Genomic DNA, 15,738 nt, shown 5'->3' with positions numbered 1-15,738 from the left:
CCCGCAAGGGGAGGGGGGCAGGGGGAGGGGGGCAGGGGGAGGGGGTTCGTGCAGCAAGAGTTGGCGCCCTCGGGGGCTGGTCTGGCGTCGCCAACCCCCTCCCCCTATCCCCCTCCCGCGAGGGGAGGGGGGACTCATTTTGCTCGTTTTGCGTTCGGCCTGGATTTACCCCGCCTTCGCCTCGGACCGCAGGGCGGCGTAGCGGTCTCTTGCGCGGGTCAGGTGGACACGCATCGCCCGGCGGGCTGCGGCGGCGTCGCCGGCGCGGATCGCGGCCAGGATCGCCTCGTGCTCCTGCCCGACCCGGCGCAGATGGCGCTCGCGCTCGCCCTGCGACAGCGCCGCAACCGGGATGCGCTGGCGCGGGATCACCACATTGAAGACGTCGAACACCTTGGCGAAATAGGCGTTGCCGGTGGCGGCCAGGATGGCCCGGTGCACCGCCAGATCCTCGCCCAGCCCGACCGTCTCGGCATCGGCCCCCGGCGCCGAGATCGCCGCCAGGAACGCCGCCTGCGCCGCCTCGATCCGCGCCAGCTCCTCCGGGCTGCGCCGCTCGGCGGCCAGGCCGGCGGCCTCGACCTCGATGCTCAGCCGCAGCTCCAGCACCTGCAGCACGTCGCCGATCGATTCCAGCTTCTCCGCATCGATGGCGAAGGAGCGGGCGGGCACGGTCTCGGCCACGAAGGCGCCGAGCCCCTGGCGGGTGGTGATCAGGCCGCGGGCGCGCAGCGAGGCCAGGGCCTCGCGCACCACGGTGCGGCTGACCCCGGTGGCGTTGACGATGGCCTGTTCGGTCGGCAGGCGCTGGCCGGGGCCGAGGTCGCCGGACGCGATCTGCGCCTCCAGCGTCTCGACCAGGCCGGCGGTGAGGTTGGGGGCTTTCCGGATCGCAGCGAAAGCCGAGGAATGCGCGCTCATATCGTCCTTCAATCCTCACGCCTCGCGACAGGCAGGATCGCAGCGCCGGTGGCTCGGCGCAAGGCTGGTGCCACGGCCGCCGCATTGTGAACCCGCCGGCAATCTGGAACAGTCCGGGCATGGAGCTTCATCTCGATCTCGTCGGTGGCCTGGCGGGCGACATGTTCATCGCCGCGCTGCTCGACCTGTTCCCGGAGCACGAGGCGGGGCTGCACGACAGCCTGGCCCGGACCGGCGGGCTGCTGGCCGGCGTCACCGCCCGGCTGGTGCCGCACAATGACGGCGTGCTGGCCGGCAAGCGCTTCCTGGTCGAGCGGCCGGGCGGGGCAGGGGCCAGAAACGGAGATAGACACGACCATGTCGCCTGGCGCCGGATCCGCGAGGGGCTGGAGGCGTCGGAACTGAAACCAGCGGTACGCGATCACGCCATCGCCATCTTCCGGCACCTGGCCGAGGCCGAGGCGCGTGTGCATGGCGTGCCGGTCGAGGCGGTGAGCTTCCACGAGGTCGGCGCCTGGGATTCGATCGCCGACATCGTCGGTGCCGCGCATCTGATCGCCGCCGCCAGGGCGGCCCGCTGGACCGTGGGCGCCATTCCGCTCGGCTCCGGCCGGGTGCGCAGCGCGCATGGTCCGCTGCCGGTGCCGGCCCCGGCCACGGCGCTGCTGCTGCAGGGCTTCGCCGTGATCGATGATGGCGTCGGCGGCGAGCGCGTCACCCCGACCGGCGCCGCCATCCTGCGCCATCTCTGCGGCGACACGGTCCCGCAGGCGCCGCGGCCGCGGATCCTGGGCGGCACCGGCATCGGCTTCGGCACCCGCATCCTGCCCGGCCTCAGCAACTGCGCACGGGTGCTGCGCTTCGATGCGGCGGAATCGGCGCCGGCCTTCGACACCGACGCGGTGCTGGTGGTGGAGTGCGAGATCGACGACCAGTCCGGCGAGGAGCTGGCCCTGGCGCTGGACCGGCTGCGCGCCCATCCGGCGGTGCTCGACGTGGTCCAGGCCCCGGTCTTCGGCAAGAAGGGGCGGATGATGGCGCAGCTGCGCCTGCTCGCGCTGCCGGAGGCGCGCGACGAGGTCCTGCGCCTGTGCTTCGCCGAGACCACGACCATCGGCCTGCGGCATTCGGTGCAGGCCCGGGCGGTGCTGCCGCGGCGCATGGTCGAGGTGGAGGCCGGGGGGCGGACGGTGCGGGTCAAGGCGGTCGACCGGCCCGGCGGGCGCACGGCCAAGGCCGAGGCGGATGACGTGGCCGACCTGGACGGGCACAAGGCGCGCAGGGCCCGGCGGCGGGCGGCAGAGGATGCGGTGGAAGAGTCATGAGTACGGATCGAACCCAGCTTGAGGACGTGCTGGACGGCCTCGGCCCGGTCGCGGTGGCGGTCAGCGGCGGCGTCGACAGCATGACCCTGGCGGTGCTGGCGCATCGCCGGCGCCCCGATGCCGTGACCATGGTCCACGCCGTCTCCCCCGCGGTGCCGCCGCTGGCCACGGCGCGGGTGCGCGACTGGGCCGGGCGCGAGGGCTGGGCCCTGACCGTGCTCGATGCCGGCGAGTTCGCCGATCCGCGCTATCGCGAGAACCCGGTGAACCGCTGCTACTTCTGCAAGACCAACCTGTATGGCGCGATCGCCGGGCGGGTCGCCGGCACCATCGTCTCCGGCACCAACCGCGACGATCTCGGCGAGTACCGGCCGGGCCTCGACGCGGCGCGCGAGCACGGCGTGCGCCATCCCTATGTCGAGGCCGGGATCGGCAAGGCCGGGCTGCGGGCCCTGGCGCGCGACCTCGGCCTCGGCGACCTCGCCGAGCTGCCGTCCTCGCCCTGCCTGTCGAGCCGGGTCGAGACCCTGATCCCGATCGAGCCGGAGATGCTGCGCACCATCGATGCGGTGGAGCAGCTGGTGGCCAGCCGCTTGCGGCCGCGCACGGTGCGTTGCCGGGTCCGCGCCGCCGGGCTGGTGGTGGAGCTCGACCCCGGCAGCCTGGCCGGGCTGGGCGAGGAGGGGGCAGCGGAGCTGGAGGCGTCGATCCGCGCCGTGCTGCCCGCCGCCGCCGCGGCGCGGCCGCTGGCCTTCGCCCCCTACCGGGTCGGCAGCGCCTTCGTCGGGGTACCGGGATGAGCCGGGATGAGGTCACGCTCGATTTCGCCCGCGGCGGCCGGATCGGCCAGGACGAGGCGATCTATTGCGGCGAGAAATCCGCCGTTCAGATCGCCACGATCCTGGACCTTGCCGAGGCGGCCGGGGCCGGGTTGCTGCTGACCCGGCTGGACGCGGCCAAGCTGGAGGCCCTGCCGGCCGGCCATCGCGGCGGCATCGACTACTGCCCGGTGTCGCGCACCGGCTTCTTCGGCCCGCTGCGGCCGGTCGCGGCCGCGGGCCAGGTGGCGATCCTGTCGGCCGGCACCTCCGACATCCCGGTGGCGCGCGAGGCGGAGCGGACGCTGCGCCATGCCGGGCAGCAGGCCAGCCTGTTCAGCGATATCGGCGTGGCCGGGCTGTGGCGGCTGACCGACCGGCTGGACGAGATCCGCGCCCATCCGGTGGTGATCGTCGCCGCCGGCATGGATGCGGCGCTGGCCAGCGTGGTCGGCGGGCTGGTGGCCGGGCCGGTGATCTGCGTCCCGACCTCGGTCGGCTACGGCGTCGCCGCGGGCGGCCGGGCGGCGCTGGACGCGATGCTGGCCAGCTGCGCGCCGGGCCTGTCGGTCTGCAACATCGACAACGGCTACGGCGCCGCCTGTGCCGCGCTGCGCCTGCTCAACGCCGCCCGCCGGCTGCGGGAGCGGGCGTAGCCTTCGCCCGTGCGGGCAGGGCGGTCTCGTCCGGGGGCAGGCCGACGCGCTCGGCGGCGCCGTTCAGATGCGCCTGCATCGCCCATTGCGCCTCGACCCCATCCTGCGCCTCGATCGCCGCCAGGATGCGGCCGTGCTCGCTCAGCGTCGCCTGGGCCATGTCCTCGGACGGGTGCTGGTCGCCGGCCGCCAGGATGCTCTCGCGCACCCGCTCGGCGACGAAGCCGATGAACTGCACCAGATAGTCGTTGCGCGTCGCCGCGGCGATGGCGCGGTGGAAGTCGAGGTCGGCCTCCAGCCAGGCGACGCTGCCATAGGGCGAGGCGGTCATGGTCGTCAGCGCCCGGCGCATGGCCTCGAAATCCTCGTCCGTGCGCCGGTCGGCGGCCAGGGACGCAGCCCGGACCTCCAGCGCGCCGCGCAGCTCGAACAGGCTGCGGAAGGCGTCGCCATCCTGTCCCAGCGTGGCGTGGTCGATCTTCAGCACGGTCGATTTGGGCGCCTCCGCGACGAAGGCGCCGCGGCCTTGCTGCGACCACACCAGCCCCTCCGACCCCAGCCGGGCGATCGCCTCGCGCACCACGTTGCGGCTGACGCCGAAGGTCTCCGCCAGCGCCTGCACGGTGGGCAGCTGGTCGCCCGGCTTCAGCCGGCCGCGGGCGATCTCGCGCGAGATCGAGCTGGCGACCAGCGTCGGCAGATGCGGTCCGCGGCTGACCTTGTCGAGCTTCAGCACCATCGCCTCACCCGTTCTGGACTTTTAAGTCTTCCGGCAGGATACGCCCCTTGCTGAGGATATGCTTGGGATCCAGCGCCTGCTTCAGCCGGGTGGCGAGGTCCAGCGACACGGGGTCGATCCGCTCCAGGAAGGCGTGCTGCTTGAGGCGGCCGATGCCGTGCTCGGCGCTGATGCTGCCGCCCAGCCGGTCGACCGCGCCGAAGATCAGTTCCTCGGCGCTGTGGAACAGGGCGTCCATCGCCGCCGGGTCCTGGCCCTGGGGCGGGATGATGTTGAAATGCACATTGCCATCGCCGACATGGCCATAAGCCAGGGCCATCGCCTCAGGATGCTTGCCGCGCACCGCCTGCAGCGCCGCGGCGATGAAGTCGGCGATGCTGGAGATCGGCACCGACACGTCGGTGCGCAGGTAGCGGCCGCCGCGGCCCTGGGATTCGACCATGGTCTCGCGGTACAGCCACAACCGCTCGCCCTGAGCCCGGCTGGAGGCGATGACGCCGTCGCGGACGATGTCGTCGGCGCCGCCCAGGAAGCTTTCCACCAGCCCGCGCAGGTCGACCGTGCCGCCGCACGCGGCCTCGATCAGCACATAGGCGGGGTAGGCCTCCGACAGCGGGTCGGGGAAGTCCGGCCGGGCGCGCAGCGTCACCTCGATGCCGTCGCGCAGGATCAGCTCGAAGGCGGTCAAGAGGTCGCTGCAGCCCCGCCGGGCGCGGGCATACAGCTCCATCGCGTCCTCGACCGAGGCCAGGCCGACCAGCGCGGTCTCGACCTGGGTCGGCTTCGGAAACAGCTTGAAGGCGACCGCGGTGACGATGCCCAGCGTGCCCTCGGCGCCGATGAACAGCTGCTTCAGGTCATAGCCGCGATTGTCCTTGCGCAGCACCTTCAGCCCGTTCCAGACGCGGCCGTCGGCCAGCACCACCTCCAGCCCCAGCACTAGGTCGCGGGTCATGCCGTAGCGCAGCACGTTGAAGCCGCCGGCATTGGTCGAGACGTTCCCGCCGACCCGGCAGGTGCCCTGGGCCCCGAAGGTGATCGGCAACAGGCAGTCGACCGCGTCGGCGGCATTCTTCGCCTCCTCCAGAATGCAGCCGGCCTCGACCACCATGGCGAAGTCGATCGGGCTGATCTGGCGCACCGCGGTCATCCGCTCCAGGCTCACCACCACCTCGCCCGGCGCCGCCACCGCGGCCCCGACCAGCCCGGTCAGCCCGCCCTGCGGCACCGCCCGCAGCCCGGCCTGCCAGCACTGCCGCATCAGCGCCGAGACCTCCTCGACCGACCGCGGTCTTGCCACCGCCAGCGGCCGGCCGAAATGGTCGCCGGACCAGTCGCGGCTGTAGCGCGCCGTCTCCTCCTCCCCGGTCAGCAGCGCGTCGCCGGGCAGGATGGCCCTCAGCGCGGCGATCGCATCCGCGTGCGTCTCGGAGGAGGATGTGGTCAATTGCGGCCCCTGATCTTGTGGCTGGACAACAAACACTGTCGTCCTGTTATCATACAAGTTGGCGCGGCCTTCAAGCCGTGATGACATGTCGATCAATGCCGGCACCCTGCCGGCGACGGAACCCCGTCCAGGAGATGACCCGATGAGCCGCTTTCAGATGATGCACACGATGATCCGTGTGTTCGACCTGGAGAAGTCGATCGCCTTCTACACCAAGCTGCTCGGCATGCAGCTGCTGCGCCGCGAGGATTTCCCGGAGGGCCGCTTTACCCTGGCCTTCGTCGGCTACGGGCCGGAGGACAGCAGCACGGTGGTCGAGCTGACCCACAATTGGGACCAGGCGACGCCCTATGAGATCGGCACCGGCTTCGGCCATCTCGCGCTCGGCGTGCGCGACATCTACGGCGTCTGCGCGGCGCTGGAGCAGGCCGGCGCGAACATCCCGCGCAAGCCCGGCCCGATGAAGCATGGCACCACGCACATCGCCTTCATCGAGGATCCGGACGGCTACAAGGTCGAGCTGATCGACCTCGACACCAGGGGCTGACGCTTCAGGCGGGCGGCCGGCGACGCTGCCGTCGTCAGAGACCGTTTGGAAATGCGCTGGCGTGAGTCGGATGGCGGTGGTTTCGAGAACCGGAGCGCAGCGGACATTGGTCCGTGAGCACCGGAAGCTTCGAGTCCGCCGTCAGACGGCCGCGCCAGTAGCATTTACAAATGGTCTCTAAGCAGCTTCCACCCGGTGGATCAGGTTCATGATCCCCTCGCTCATCGCCCGGTAGTCGCGGGTGTTGGTGATCTCGCCCTCGATCCGGTAGGCGTTCATCACCACGATGCGGTCGGCGAGCGTGATCATCTCCGGCATGTCGCTGGTGATCAGCAGGATCGCCGTGCCGGTCTCTGACAGCTCGCGCAGCAATTCGTGCAGTTCGGCCTTGGTCTTGATGTCGATGCCGACCGACGGCTCGTCGACGATCAGCACCTTGACCCCGGCGGCCAGCCATTTGGCGACGCTGATCTTCTGCTGGTTGCCGCCCGACAGGTTGCCGACCAGCTGGCCCAGCGACGGGGTGCGGACCGCCAGCCGCCGGATGAAGGGCTCGGTCTTCGCCCGCACCATGCCGTCGGTCAGGAAGCCGAAGCGGCGGGCCAGCCGGCGCCAGACGGTGATGCCGGCATTCTCCAGCACCGAATGCATCAGCACGAGGCCTTCCTGCTTCCGGTCCTCGCTGACATAGCCGATGCCGACGCGGTGGATGGCGTCGGCGACGTCGCGGATCTTCGCCGGCTTGCCCTCGACCTCGACCGTGCCGGCGGTCACCGGGAACTGGCCCAGGATGCATTTCGCCAGCTCGGTCCGCCCGGCCCCGACCAGCCCGTACAGGCCGACGATCTCGCCGCGGCGCAAGGTCAGGTCGACGCCGCGATGGCCGAGGCCGGTCGACACGCCCTGCAGCTTGAGCGCCGCCGGGGCCTGGGAATGGTCGCGCGCCGGCCAGTCGGCGATCAGCTCGCCCCGGCCGATCATCAGCCGCACCAGGTCCGGCCGGCCCAAGCCCTGCATCGACCGGCTCTCGCAGGCGTTGCGGCCGTCGCGCAGCACCGTCACCCGGTCGCAGATCGCCTGCACCTCCTCCAGCTTGTGGCTGACGAACAGCATGCTGACGCCCTCGTCGCGCAGCCGGCGCAACAGGCCGAACAGGATGTCGGTCTCGTGCGGGGTCAGGGCCGCGGTCGGCTCGTCCAGCAGCAGCACGCGGGACTTCAGCGACAGCGCCTTGGCGATCTCGACCAGCTGCATCTTGGCGACGCTGAGCTGCGACACCGGGATGCGCGGGTCGATCTCGAGATCCAGCACGCGCAGCCAGTGCCGCGCCGTCTCGTTGACCTTGGCGTAGTCGACCCGGCGCAGCGGATGCCCCGCCAGCTGCTCCAGCGCGATGTTCTCGCCGACCGAGAAGCGCGGGATCAGGTTGCGCTCCTGATGCACCACGCCGATCCGGTGGGCGGTGGCGTCGCGCGGGCCGCCGAACTCGACCGGCTTGCCGTCGAGCAGCAGGTGCCCCTCGTCGGGCCGGTGCACGCCGGTGATGATCTTGATCAGCGTCGACTTGCCGGCGCCGTTCTCGCCCAGGAGGGCGTGGATCGATCCCGGCTCCAGGGTCAGGGAGACGCCCTGCAGCGCCTTGACGCCGGGGAAGAATTTGCTGACGCCGAGCGCTTCGAACACGGCCATGGTCAGACCCCCGCCACGGCCTTGCGCAGCCGCAGCTCGCGCAGGCGGTTGATGCCGACCGCCCACAGGATCAGGACGCCGAGCACGACCTGGACCAGGAAGGGGTCGATGTTGAACAGCACCAGGGCCTGGGTGATGATCGCGACGATGACGACGCCCAAGAGCGTCGCCGACACGCTGACATGGCCGCCCGACAGCACAGCCCCGCCGATCACAGGTGCTGCGAAGGACAGGATCAGCCAGTCGTCGCCGATCGTCGGCTGGCCGATCTGCAGCCGCGCCACCAGCAGGATCCCGGCCAGGGCGGCCAGCAGGCCGGAGATGGCATGGGCCGCCACCACCGTGAAGCCGACCGAGATGCCCGACAGCTCCGCCGCATGCGCATTGCCGCCGACCGCCAGGATGAAGCGGCCCAACGCCTGGCGGTTCAGCAGGAACCACAGGCCGACCGCCACGAGCGCCGTGGGCAGCACCAGCCAGGGCAGGGGGTCGATGAAGGTGGTGTTGCCGAAGGCCTTCACCGCATCCGGGATGCCGTAGAAGGGCTGCGCCTGGGTGATGCCGAGATTGATGCCCTTGAACATCGACAGGCTGGCCAGGGTGATGACGAAGGCGCTGATCCCGGTCCAGGCGATGAACACGCCGTTGACCATGCCGGCGAGGAGGCCGATCAGCAGCGCCAGCACGGCGGCGATCGGCGCCGGCAGGCCCCAGACCTGCATCATCCCGGCGAAGCTGATCGCCGCCAGCCCGCCGATGGCGCCGACCGACAGGTTCATCTGCCCGACCGCGATGATGATCATCTGCGAGAAGGCGATCAGCGCATTGATCGAGATCGCCAGCAGCAGCACCTGGATGTTCAGCGGCGACAGGAAGGACGGGTTGAAGCCGCCGACGATGACGACCGCCAGCACCGTGACCAGCAGCGGGCCGAACCAGTCGGTCCGAGCGTAGCGGGAGAGGGCACCCATCACACCATCCTCCGGCGCGCCAGGAACGAGCGGCGCGCCATGTCCATCAGCACGGCCAGGAGCAGCAGCAGGCCCAGGAAGGCCTGGACCCAGAATTCGCCGACCTGCAGCAGCAGCAGGCCGCTGGTCAGCAGCGTCACCAGGAAGGCGCCGAGGAAGGTGCCCGCCACCGACACCCGGCCGCCGGACAGCAGCGTGCCGCCCAGCACCGGGCCCAGGAAGGCGGGCAGCAGCCAGTCCTGCCCCAGCTGCCCGGCCATCGAGGGCAGGGCGGCGCCGTTGCGCGCCACCAGCATCAGCGCGGCGATGCCGGCCAGCAGGCCCGACAGCGCGTGGCAGGCGATGAAGACGCGGTCGACCCGGATGCCGGACAGGGCCGCGGCCTCCGGCTTCGCGCCGGCGGCCAGCATCTCGCGCCCGACCACGGTGAAGCGGTACAGCACCACCAGCAGCACGGCCACGACGATGGCCACCAGCAGCAGCGGCGACAGCGTGTTGCCCAGGAATTTCAGCCGGCCGAAGCCGGAGAACACCGCCGGCAGCTCGCGATAGGACTCGCCCCGGGTCAGGAAGATCATCAGCCCGAAGAAGATGCTCATGCTGGCGAGGGTGATGATGAAGCTGTGCAGGCCGGAGCGGACGATCGTCCAGCCATTGACCACCCCGAGTGCGGCTCCCAGCGCCAACCCGCCGATGATGCCCAGCGGCCAGGGCAGCCCGGCATCCTGGATCAGCCAGCCGCAGGCCATGGCGGCGCTGACGCCGATGGCGCCGACCGCCAGGTTCAGCCCGCCGGTGACGATCACCACCATCATCGACAGGCCGATCATGACGTTGATCGCGGCGGTGCGGCCCAGCGTGAACAGGTTGAAGGGCGACAGGAAGCCGGGGGTCAGCAGGCCGAAGGCGGTGACGAACACCGCGATCAGGACGATCAGGCCGAACTCGTTGGTCAGCCAGAAGCGCGGCCGGCCGGACGCCGCGCTTGGCGTCGCCTGCGGGGACCCGGCATGGGACGGGGGCGCGGCGCTGTCTTCGGCATGCATCGGTCTGGCTCTGGGAAACGGTCTGCGGGACCCGGCCGGACCGCGAGGGCCCGGCCGGGCAAGGCCGCTCAGGACTTGCAGTTCAGGTAGGTCGCGTCGAAGCTGGCCAGCAGGTTCTTGGTGATGTCCTGCATGGCGCTGACATAGGTGTCGACCTTGTCGGCGCCGACGAAGACGGTGCCGGAATCGACGAAGTGATTGGTCAGCGCGTTGGTCTTCCACGGCGCGTCGGCCTTGATCGTGCAGCCGTTGCGCAGCCGGTCGACGACATGGGAGCCGATATAGGCTTGGCCGTACGGGTTCTGCAGCATGGTGCCGTGCAGGAAGCCGTCCTTGATCGCCTTCAGCACCACCTCGTCATGGTCGATCGCGACCATCTGGATGCGCTTGTCGCCGATCCGGCGCAGCGCGTTGGCGGCCACCACCGACGGCACCCAGGCGGTGCTGACGATGCCGTCGACATCGGCGGCATGGGCGGCGAGATAGGCGTTGATCTTCTCTTCCGCCGGCTCCGGCGCGTCGATGTCGGCGATCACCTGCACGACCTGCGCGCCCTCTTCCTTCGCCGCCTTCTCCACCGCGTCGATGCGCAGCTGGGTGTTGGGGTCGACCAGGAAGCCGGTGACATGCAGAATCCGCTTCTTGCCGGCCATCGCCTTCAAGAGCTCCTTGGTGCCGAGATAGGCGGAGTTGCCGACATCGGTGCCGAGGCAGAACTGCGCTTCGGACGGGTCCTTCAGGCAGCCGGCGGTGGCGATCACCGGGGCGCCGCTATCCGCCAGCTCGGCCACGGTGCTGACGCTGCCGACCGGGTCGCCGGGGAAGACCAGGAAGGCGTTGTATCCCTGGGTCACCAGGCTCTCGAGCAGCTGGTTCTGGGTGCTCAGCTCCCATTTCTGGGGAACCTTGTAGTCCGCGGCGGCGAGCTTGAAGTCGCGGGCGGCATCCTTGCCGGCCTGCTCCCAGGCCGAGAAATACGGGTGCGGGCCCCCGGGCACCAGGGCGACGCGGGTGTCGTCGGCGGCAGCCGTGCCGGCTCCCGCCAGCAGCGCCAGGCCGGCCAGAACGGCGGCCTTCCGGACATGTCGGGACATCGGATTCCTCCCCAAGGTTTCTTGTCGGGTGCCGTCAAGGCGTCAGCGCACTTGAACGGCGCGGTGGAACGCTAGTATCCAAGTGTGCAAGGCGCAATCGAATTGTGGCTCGTGCGACCGAACAGGTCGGACAAATGGCCGAGGGCTGCGCTGTCGGGGAGGGAGAGATGCCGATCGCCGCACCAACCGAAGCGCCGCCCATCGCCGCCGAGCCGGACGAGGAGCCGGGCGGGCTGCAGGCGATTCGCCTCCGCCTCGACCGCCGCCTGCCGGTCGCCGACCAAGTGCATGAGGCGCTGCGGGCGGCCATCGTCGGCGTCCACCTGCTGCCCGGCACCCCGATCAGCGAGAACAGCATCAGCCGGCACTTCGGCGTGTCGCGCACGCCGATCCGCGCCGCGATCCAGCGGCTGGCGGAGGAGGGGCTGATCGATGTCTATCCGCAGCAGGGCAGCTTCGTCGCCCCGATCCGGCTCAGCGGCATCGGCGACGCGCATTTCGTCCGCCGGGCGCTGGAGGTGGCGGTGCTGCGCGAGACGGCAAAGATCTGGACCCCGGCGATGAGCGCCGCGGCCCGGGCGGTGCCGGCGAAGCAGCGGCTGCTGCTGGAGGCCGGCGATTCGGACGGCTTCCACGCCGCGGATGCAGAGTTCCACCACCTGCTGATGAGCTTCGCCAACCGCGAGGGCGTCTGGACCACGATCCAGACCGCCTGGACCCGGCTGGCCCGCTTCATGCGGCTGTTCGGCAGCTCGGACCGGCTGCCGCTGGTGATCGAGGAGCACCTCGCCGTGATCGACGCCCTGGACGAAGGCGATGCGGCGGAGGCCGAGGCACGGCTGGTCTATCACGTCGACCGCGCCTTCGTGCTGCTCGACCAGCTGCCCGAGCGCTATCGCCGCTACGTCGTCGACTAGGACCGTCGCCACGGCGTTCAGGCCTCGCCGGCCGCCGACCGGTTGCGGATCGCCAGCACGGCGATGAAGGTGATGGCGCAGCAGGCCACCAGGTACATCGCGACATACTCCGGCGTGCCGCCCGCTGCCGCGACCAGGGCCGAGGCGATGAAGGGCGTCGGGCCGGCGATCAGCATGCTGTTCAGCTCTCGCGTCAGGGCGATGCCGGAAAAGCGGGTGCGGGTCGGGAACAGATTGGCCAGGAAGGCACCCTGAGCGCCGGCCAGGCCGCCGAAGCCGATGCCGTAGCCGATGCTCATCGCCAGCGTTGCCAGGACCACGTCGCCGGTGTCGATCAGGGCGAAAAGCGGGAAGGCGAAGGCCCCAGTGAACAGCGCGCCGAAGGCATAGACCCTGGCGTTGCCGATGCGGTCGGCGATGGCGCCCGCCAGCGGCGTCAGCACCACCCCGGTGAAGGAGGCGATGACCACCGCGGTCAGCGCCTGCGTCTTCGGCATGTGCAGCGTGTTGGTCATGTAGCTCAGGCTGAAGGCGCTGAGGATATAGGCGTTGGCGTTGTGGCCGGTGACCGACAGGAAGCCGAACACCACCTCCCTCGGCGAATGGCGCAGCAGCTCACCGATCGGCACATGCGCCTCGCGCTTCTGCTGCGCCGCGCGCTCCACCGCCGCGACATATTCCGGCGTCTCGTCCAGCCGCTTGCGGATGTAGAGGGCGACGCCGAACAGCAGGGCCGACAGCAGGAACGGCACCCGCCAGCCCCAGCCCATCAGCACCTCGTCCGGCAGGGCCGAGACGGCCAGGAAGCACAAGGTCGCCAGCATGATGCCGACCACGGTCGCCGATTGCAGGAAGGCGGTGTAGAAGCCGCGCTGGCCCGGCGGGGCGTATTCCGACACCAGGGTCACGGCTCCGGCATATTCGGCGCCGGCGCCGAAGCCCTGCAGCACGCGGAACAGGACCAGCAGAATCGGCGCGGCGATGCCGATCTGGCCGAAGGTCGGCAGCAGCCCCATGGCCACGGTGGCCAGCCCCATCAGCGCGATGGTGAAGATCAGCGCCGGCTTGCGGCCGAAGCGGTCGCCGAAATGCGAGATGACGATGCCGCCGAGCGGCCGGAAGAAGAAGCCGACGGCGAAGGTGGCGAAGGCCGCCAGCTGGCCGCCGACGCCGGTCAGGTCCGGGAAGAACAGCTTGCCGATGACCAGGCCCGAGGCGGCGCCGTACAGCGCGTAGTCGAACCACTCGATGACGGTGCCGATGGTGGCGGCGGTGATCGCCTTGCGGATGCCCGCCTTGTCCACCGGCCGCGCCTCGGCGGGCCGCGCGTTGATGGCCGCTTCGCTCATTCCCGTGTTCCTCCCACTTCCTTTGTCTTGTCGTCAGACCGGTCCGTCGCGGCCGGCCGGGACCGCGATCCCGGCCCGGGCCGCACGCGCGGCCAGATCCGCCATCAACTCCGCGGACACCGGCACGCCGTCCCGCAACCGCTGCCGCCGACGCTGCTGTGCCGCCTCGCCCGGCAGCACCACCCGGTCGAAGCCGGGACGCGGGGCCGAGGCGCGGCAGGCTTCGGCCAACCGATCGACCTGGCGCCGGTATTCCTCGCGCCCTCCGAAAGCGGCGGGATCGATCGCCAGCAGCAGCACCGCCGCGCTCCAGCCCTCGGACGGCGAGGCGCGGCCATGGCCGCTGAGGCAGCCGGACAGCAACTCGACCATCAGCCCGAGGGCGAAGCCCTTGTGCCCGGCCGCCAGCCCGCCGAGCGGCAGGATCGACCCCGGCGGCGTGGCGGCGATGACATTCGGGTCGGTCGACGGGCGGCCCTGGTTGTCCAGCAGGTCGGGGGCGGGCAGGGGCTCACCGCGCCGCCGGTGCTCGGCGACCGTGCCGTTGGTCAGCATCGCCGTCGCCATGTCGACCAGCACCGGGTCGCCCTCCATCGGCGCGCCGAAGGCAATGGGGTTCGAGGTCAACACCGGGGTGATGCCGCCGAACGGCGCCACGCTGGCATGGGCCGGGTCGGTCAGGGCCACCAGCAGCAGGACGCCGCGGTCGGTGGCCCGACGCAGATACGCGCCGAGGCAGGCGGTGTGGTGGCTGCGCTGCATCGCCACGGCGCCGAGGCCGAGGCGCCCGGCACGGCCCACCGCCTCGTCCACCGCCCGCCGCATCAGCCAGGGGCCGGGCAGCTTGCGCCCGTCCCAGGTCAGGCAGGCGCCCAGGTCGTTGACCACGGCGGGGTCGCCGTCCAGCCGCATGCCGCCGGACTCGATCTCGCGCAGATAGTGCGGCAGCAGGGCCAGGCCGTGGGTGGTCTTGCCCAGGCAGTCGCCCTCGACCAGTACCTCGGCGACATCCGCCGCCTTGTCGGCCGGCATGCCGGCCCCGCCCAGCAAAGCGCGGGCGAAGCCGGTCAGCGCTGTGGCGTCGTACAGCGCCGCCATCAGCCGCCGTGCCGGTTGCGGTGGACGATGACGCGGTCCAGCGCCTCCCAGTCCCACTCGATGCCCAACCCGGGCTTCTCCGACGGGATCGCGCGGCCGTTCTCGATCCGGATCTCATCGGTGGTGACGAGGTCGAGCTGCGGGATGTATTCCAGCCATCGGCTGTTCGGCACGGCGCAGCACAACGGCAGGTGCAGCTCCATCAGGAAATGCGGGCAGACCGGCACGTTGAAGGCTTCGGCCATGTGCGCGACCTTCAGCCAGGGGGTGATGCCGCCGATCCGGCCGACATCGACCTGGACGATCGAGCAGGCATCGCTCTGCAGGTAGTCCTTGAATTGCGAGATGCTGTACATTGACTCGCCGACCGCGATCGGCACGCTGGTCGACGCCACCAGCCGCTGATGGGCGCGGACGTCGTCGGCGTGGATCGGCTCCTCGAACCAGGCGATGCCGACCTCCTGGAAGCTGCGCACCCGGCGCACCGCCTCGTCCAGGGTGAAGCCCTGGTTGGCGTCGGTCATGATCTCCCAGGCGTCGCCGACCTGCTCGCGCACCGCCGTCAGGCGGGCCATGTCCTCGGCCACATGCGGCCGGCCGACCTTCACCTTGGTGCCGCCGAAGCCCCTCTCCTTGGCCTGCAGCGCCTCCTCGACCAGCGCCGCCTGGTCCAGGTGCAGCCAGCCGCCCTCGGTGTAGTAGAGCTGGATGCTGTCCTTGGCGCCGCCGGCCAGCCGGTGCAGCGGGATCCCGGTGCGGCGGCTGCGCAGGTCCCACAGCGCGGTGTCGATGGCGGCCAGCGCGATCGAGGTCAGCGCGCCGACCGTGGTGGCATGGACCCGGTAGAACAGGTCGCGCCAGATCCGCTCGATCTCGTCCGCCTCCCGGCCGATCAACAGCGGCGCCAGATGGTCGTCCAGCAGCTTGGCGACGGAGGAGCCGCCCGTGCCGATGGTGTAGCTGTAGCCGGTGCCGGTGGCGCCGTCCGCGTCGGTGATGCGGACCATCGGCGTCTCCTGCAGCTCGAAGGCCTGCACCGCGTCGGTGCGCTTGACCTTGGGCTTCAGGTCGGCCTGCAGGATCTCGACGGAAACGATCTTGGCCACGGGGATGTCCTCTGC

Annotated in this window: 15 protein-coding genes; 5 read left to right on the top strand and 10 right to left on the bottom strand. The window is 70.7% G+C overall.

Features of this window, described 5'->3' with window-relative positions:
• Positions 1–165: 165 nt before the first annotated feature.
• On the bottom strand, positions 166–921 hold the full coding sequence (locus FFK22_RS18700; protein WP_138889477.1) for a FadR/GntR family transcriptional regulator: 756 nt from the start codon (positions 919–921) through the stop codon (positions 166–168).
• Positions 922–1,040: 119 nt separating this feature from the next.
• On the opposite strand from FFK22_RS18700, the gene FFK22_RS18695 reads away from it, so the two are divergent.
• The 3 genes from FFK22_RS18695 to larB are packed head-to-tail and all read left to right on the top strand — an operon-like array spanning position 1,041 to position 3,720.
• Complete coding sequence (locus FFK22_RS18695) at positions 1,041–2,246, top strand: LarC family nickel insertion protein (protein WP_138889478.1); 1,206 nt, start codon at positions 1,041–1,043, stop codon at positions 2,244–2,246.
• Positions 2,243–3,046: an adenine nucleotide alpha hydrolase gene (locus FFK22_RS18690; protein ID WP_138889479.1), complete on the top strand. Its 804-nt coding sequence runs from the start codon at positions 2,243–2,245 to the stop codon at positions 3,044–3,046. Before FFK22_RS18695 ends, FFK22_RS18690 begins: the two co-directional genes overlap by 4 nt.
• A complete protein-coding gene (gene larB, locus FFK22_RS18685) occupies positions 3,043–3,720 on the top strand; it encodes a nickel pincer cofactor biosynthesis protein LarB (RefSeq protein ID WP_138889480.1) in 678 nt (225 codons plus the stop codon). Before FFK22_RS18690 ends, larB begins: the two co-directional genes overlap by 4 nt.
• Here larB and FFK22_RS18680 read toward each other — a convergent pair.
• Together FFK22_RS18680 and FFK22_RS18675 are read right to left on the bottom strand one after the other, a co-directional pair.
• Positions 3,686–4,459 (bottom strand): FadR/GntR family transcriptional regulator, encoded by a 774-nt coding sequence (locus FFK22_RS18680; protein ID WP_138889481.1) that lies wholly within the window; start codon positions 4,457–4,459, stop codon positions 3,686–3,688. The genes larB and FFK22_RS18680 overlap by 35 nt on opposite strands.
• Before the next feature lie 4 nt (positions 4,460–4,463).
• Positions 4,464–5,906 (bottom strand): FAD-binding oxidoreductase, encoded by a 1,443-nt coding sequence (locus FFK22_RS18675; RefSeq protein WP_221938695.1) that lies wholly within the window; start codon positions 5,904–5,906, stop codon positions 4,464–4,466.
• A gap of 142 nt (positions 5,907–6,048) precedes the next feature.
• Between FFK22_RS18675 and gloA the strand changes: the two genes are divergently transcribed.
• Positions 6,049–6,453: a lactoylglutathione lyase gene (gene gloA, locus FFK22_RS18670; protein WP_138889483.1), complete on the top strand. Its 405-nt coding sequence runs from the start codon at positions 6,049–6,051 to the stop codon at positions 6,451–6,453.
• A 177-nt stretch (positions 6,454–6,630) separates the two neighbouring features.
• Here the strand turns inward: gloA and FFK22_RS18665 are convergent, their stop codons facing one another.
• The 4 genes from FFK22_RS18665 to FFK22_RS18650 form a co-directional block, all read right to left on the bottom strand.
• Positions 6,631–8,142 carry a sugar ABC transporter ATP-binding protein gene (locus FFK22_RS18665; RefSeq protein WP_138889484.1) on the bottom strand — a complete coding sequence of 504 codons (1,512 nt, stop codon included), beginning with the start codon at positions 8,140–8,142 and terminating at the stop codon, positions 6,631–6,633.
• Positions 8,143–8,144: 2 nt separating this feature from the next.
• Entirely contained in the window at positions 8,145–9,113 is a 969-nt protein-coding gene (locus FFK22_RS18660; RefSeq protein WP_138889485.1) for an ABC transporter permease, read from the bottom strand.
• Positions 9,113–10,159 (bottom strand): ABC transporter permease, encoded by a 1,047-nt coding sequence (locus FFK22_RS18655; RefSeq protein ID WP_138889486.1) that lies wholly within the window; start codon positions 10,157–10,159, stop codon positions 9,113–9,115. Before FFK22_RS18655 ends, FFK22_RS18660 begins: the two co-directional genes overlap by 1 nt.
• 68 nt (positions 10,160–10,227) lie before the next feature.
• Positions 10,228–11,253 (bottom strand): sugar ABC transporter substrate-binding protein, encoded by a 1,026-nt coding sequence (locus FFK22_RS18650; RefSeq protein ID WP_138889487.1) that lies wholly within the window; start codon positions 11,251–11,253, stop codon positions 10,228–10,230.
• 167 nt (positions 11,254–11,420) lie between these two features.
• Between FFK22_RS18650 and FFK22_RS18645 the strand changes: the two genes are divergently transcribed.
• Complete coding sequence (locus tag FFK22_RS18645) at positions 11,421–12,170, top strand: GntR family transcriptional regulator (protein WP_186002537.1); 750 nt, start codon at positions 11,421–11,423, stop codon at positions 12,168–12,170.
• Positions 12,171–12,187: 17 nt separating this feature from the next.
• On the opposite strand, the gene FFK22_RS18640 is transcribed toward FFK22_RS18645, so the two are convergent.
• From FFK22_RS18640 to FFK22_RS18630, 3 genes are read right to left on the bottom strand one after another with little or no spacing between them, the layout of a single operon-like run.
• Positions 12,188–13,519 (bottom strand): MFS transporter, encoded by a 1,332-nt coding sequence (locus FFK22_RS18640; protein ID WP_138889489.1) that lies wholly within the window; start codon positions 13,517–13,519, stop codon positions 12,188–12,190.
• A gap of 33 nt (positions 13,520–13,552) precedes the next feature.
• Positions 13,553–14,617, bottom strand: a complete 1,065-nt coding sequence (locus tag FFK22_RS18635) for an Ldh family oxidoreductase (protein WP_138889490.1) — start codon at positions 14,615–14,617, stop codon at positions 13,553–13,555.
• On the bottom strand, positions 14,617–15,723 hold the full coding sequence (locus FFK22_RS18630; protein WP_138889491.1) for a mandelate racemase/muconate lactonizing enzyme family protein: 1,107 nt from the start codon (positions 15,721–15,723) through the stop codon (positions 14,617–14,619). The genes FFK22_RS18635 and FFK22_RS18630 overlap by 1 nt, the downstream gene beginning before the upstream one ends.
• Positions 15,724–15,738 lie beyond the last annotated feature (15 nt).

Source organism: Mycobacterium sp. KBS0706 (genome assembly GCF_005938675.2).
Taxonomy (GTDB): domain Bacteria; phylum Pseudomonadota; class Alphaproteobacteria; order DSM-16000; family Inquilinaceae; genus Inquilinus.
The sequence above is the reverse complement of the archived record's forward strand: the minus strand, read 5'-3'. Positions and strand labels throughout refer to the sequence as shown.

Coding starts and splice junctions, on each gene's coding strand:
- FFK22_RS18700 (WP_138889477.1), bottom strand. CDS start 921: ATGAGCGCGCATTCCTCGGCTTTCGCTGCGATCCGGAAAGCCCCCAAC.
- FFK22_RS18695 (WP_138889478.1), top strand. CDS start 1,041: ATGGAGCTTCATCTCGATCTCGTCGGTGGCCTGGCGGGCGACATGTTC.
- FFK22_RS18690 (WP_138889479.1), top strand. CDS start 2,243: ATGAGTACGGATCGAACCCAGCTTGAGGACGTGCTGGACGGCCTCGGC.
- larB (WP_138889480.1), top strand. CDS start 3,043: ATGAGCCGGGATGAGGTCACGCTCGATTTCGCCCGCGGCGGCCGGATC.
- FFK22_RS18680 (WP_138889481.1), bottom strand. CDS start 4,459: ATGGTGCTGAAGCTCGACAAGGTCAGCCGCGGACCGCATCTGCCGACG.
- gloA (WP_138889483.1), top strand. CDS start 6,049: ATGAGCCGCTTTCAGATGATGCACACGATGATCCGTGTGTTCGACCTG.
- FFK22_RS18665 (WP_138889484.1), bottom strand. CDS start 8,142: ATGGCCGTGTTCGAAGCGCTCGGCGTCAGCAAATTCTTCCCCGGCGTC.
- FFK22_RS18660 (WP_138889485.1), bottom strand. CDS start 9,113: ATGGGTGCCCTCTCCCGCTACGCTCGGACCGACTGGTTCGGCCCGCTG.
- FFK22_RS18655 (WP_138889486.1), bottom strand. CDS start 10,159: ATGCATGCCGAAGACAGCGCCGCGCCCCCGTCCCATGCCGGGTCCCCG.
- FFK22_RS18650 (WP_138889487.1), bottom strand. CDS start 11,253: ATGTCCCGACATGTCCGGAAGGCCGCCGTTCTGGCCGGCCTGGCGCTG.
- FFK22_RS18645 (WP_186002537.1), top strand. CDS start 11,421: ATGCCGATCGCCGCACCAACCGAAGCGCCGCCCATCGCCGCCGAGCCG.
- FFK22_RS18640 (WP_138889489.1), bottom strand. CDS start 13,519: ATGAGCGAAGCGGCCATCAACGCGCGGCCCGCCGAGGCGCGGCCGGTG.
- FFK22_RS18635 (WP_138889490.1), bottom strand. CDS start 14,617: ATGGCGGCGCTGTACGACGCCACAGCGCTGACCGGCTTCGCCCGCGCT.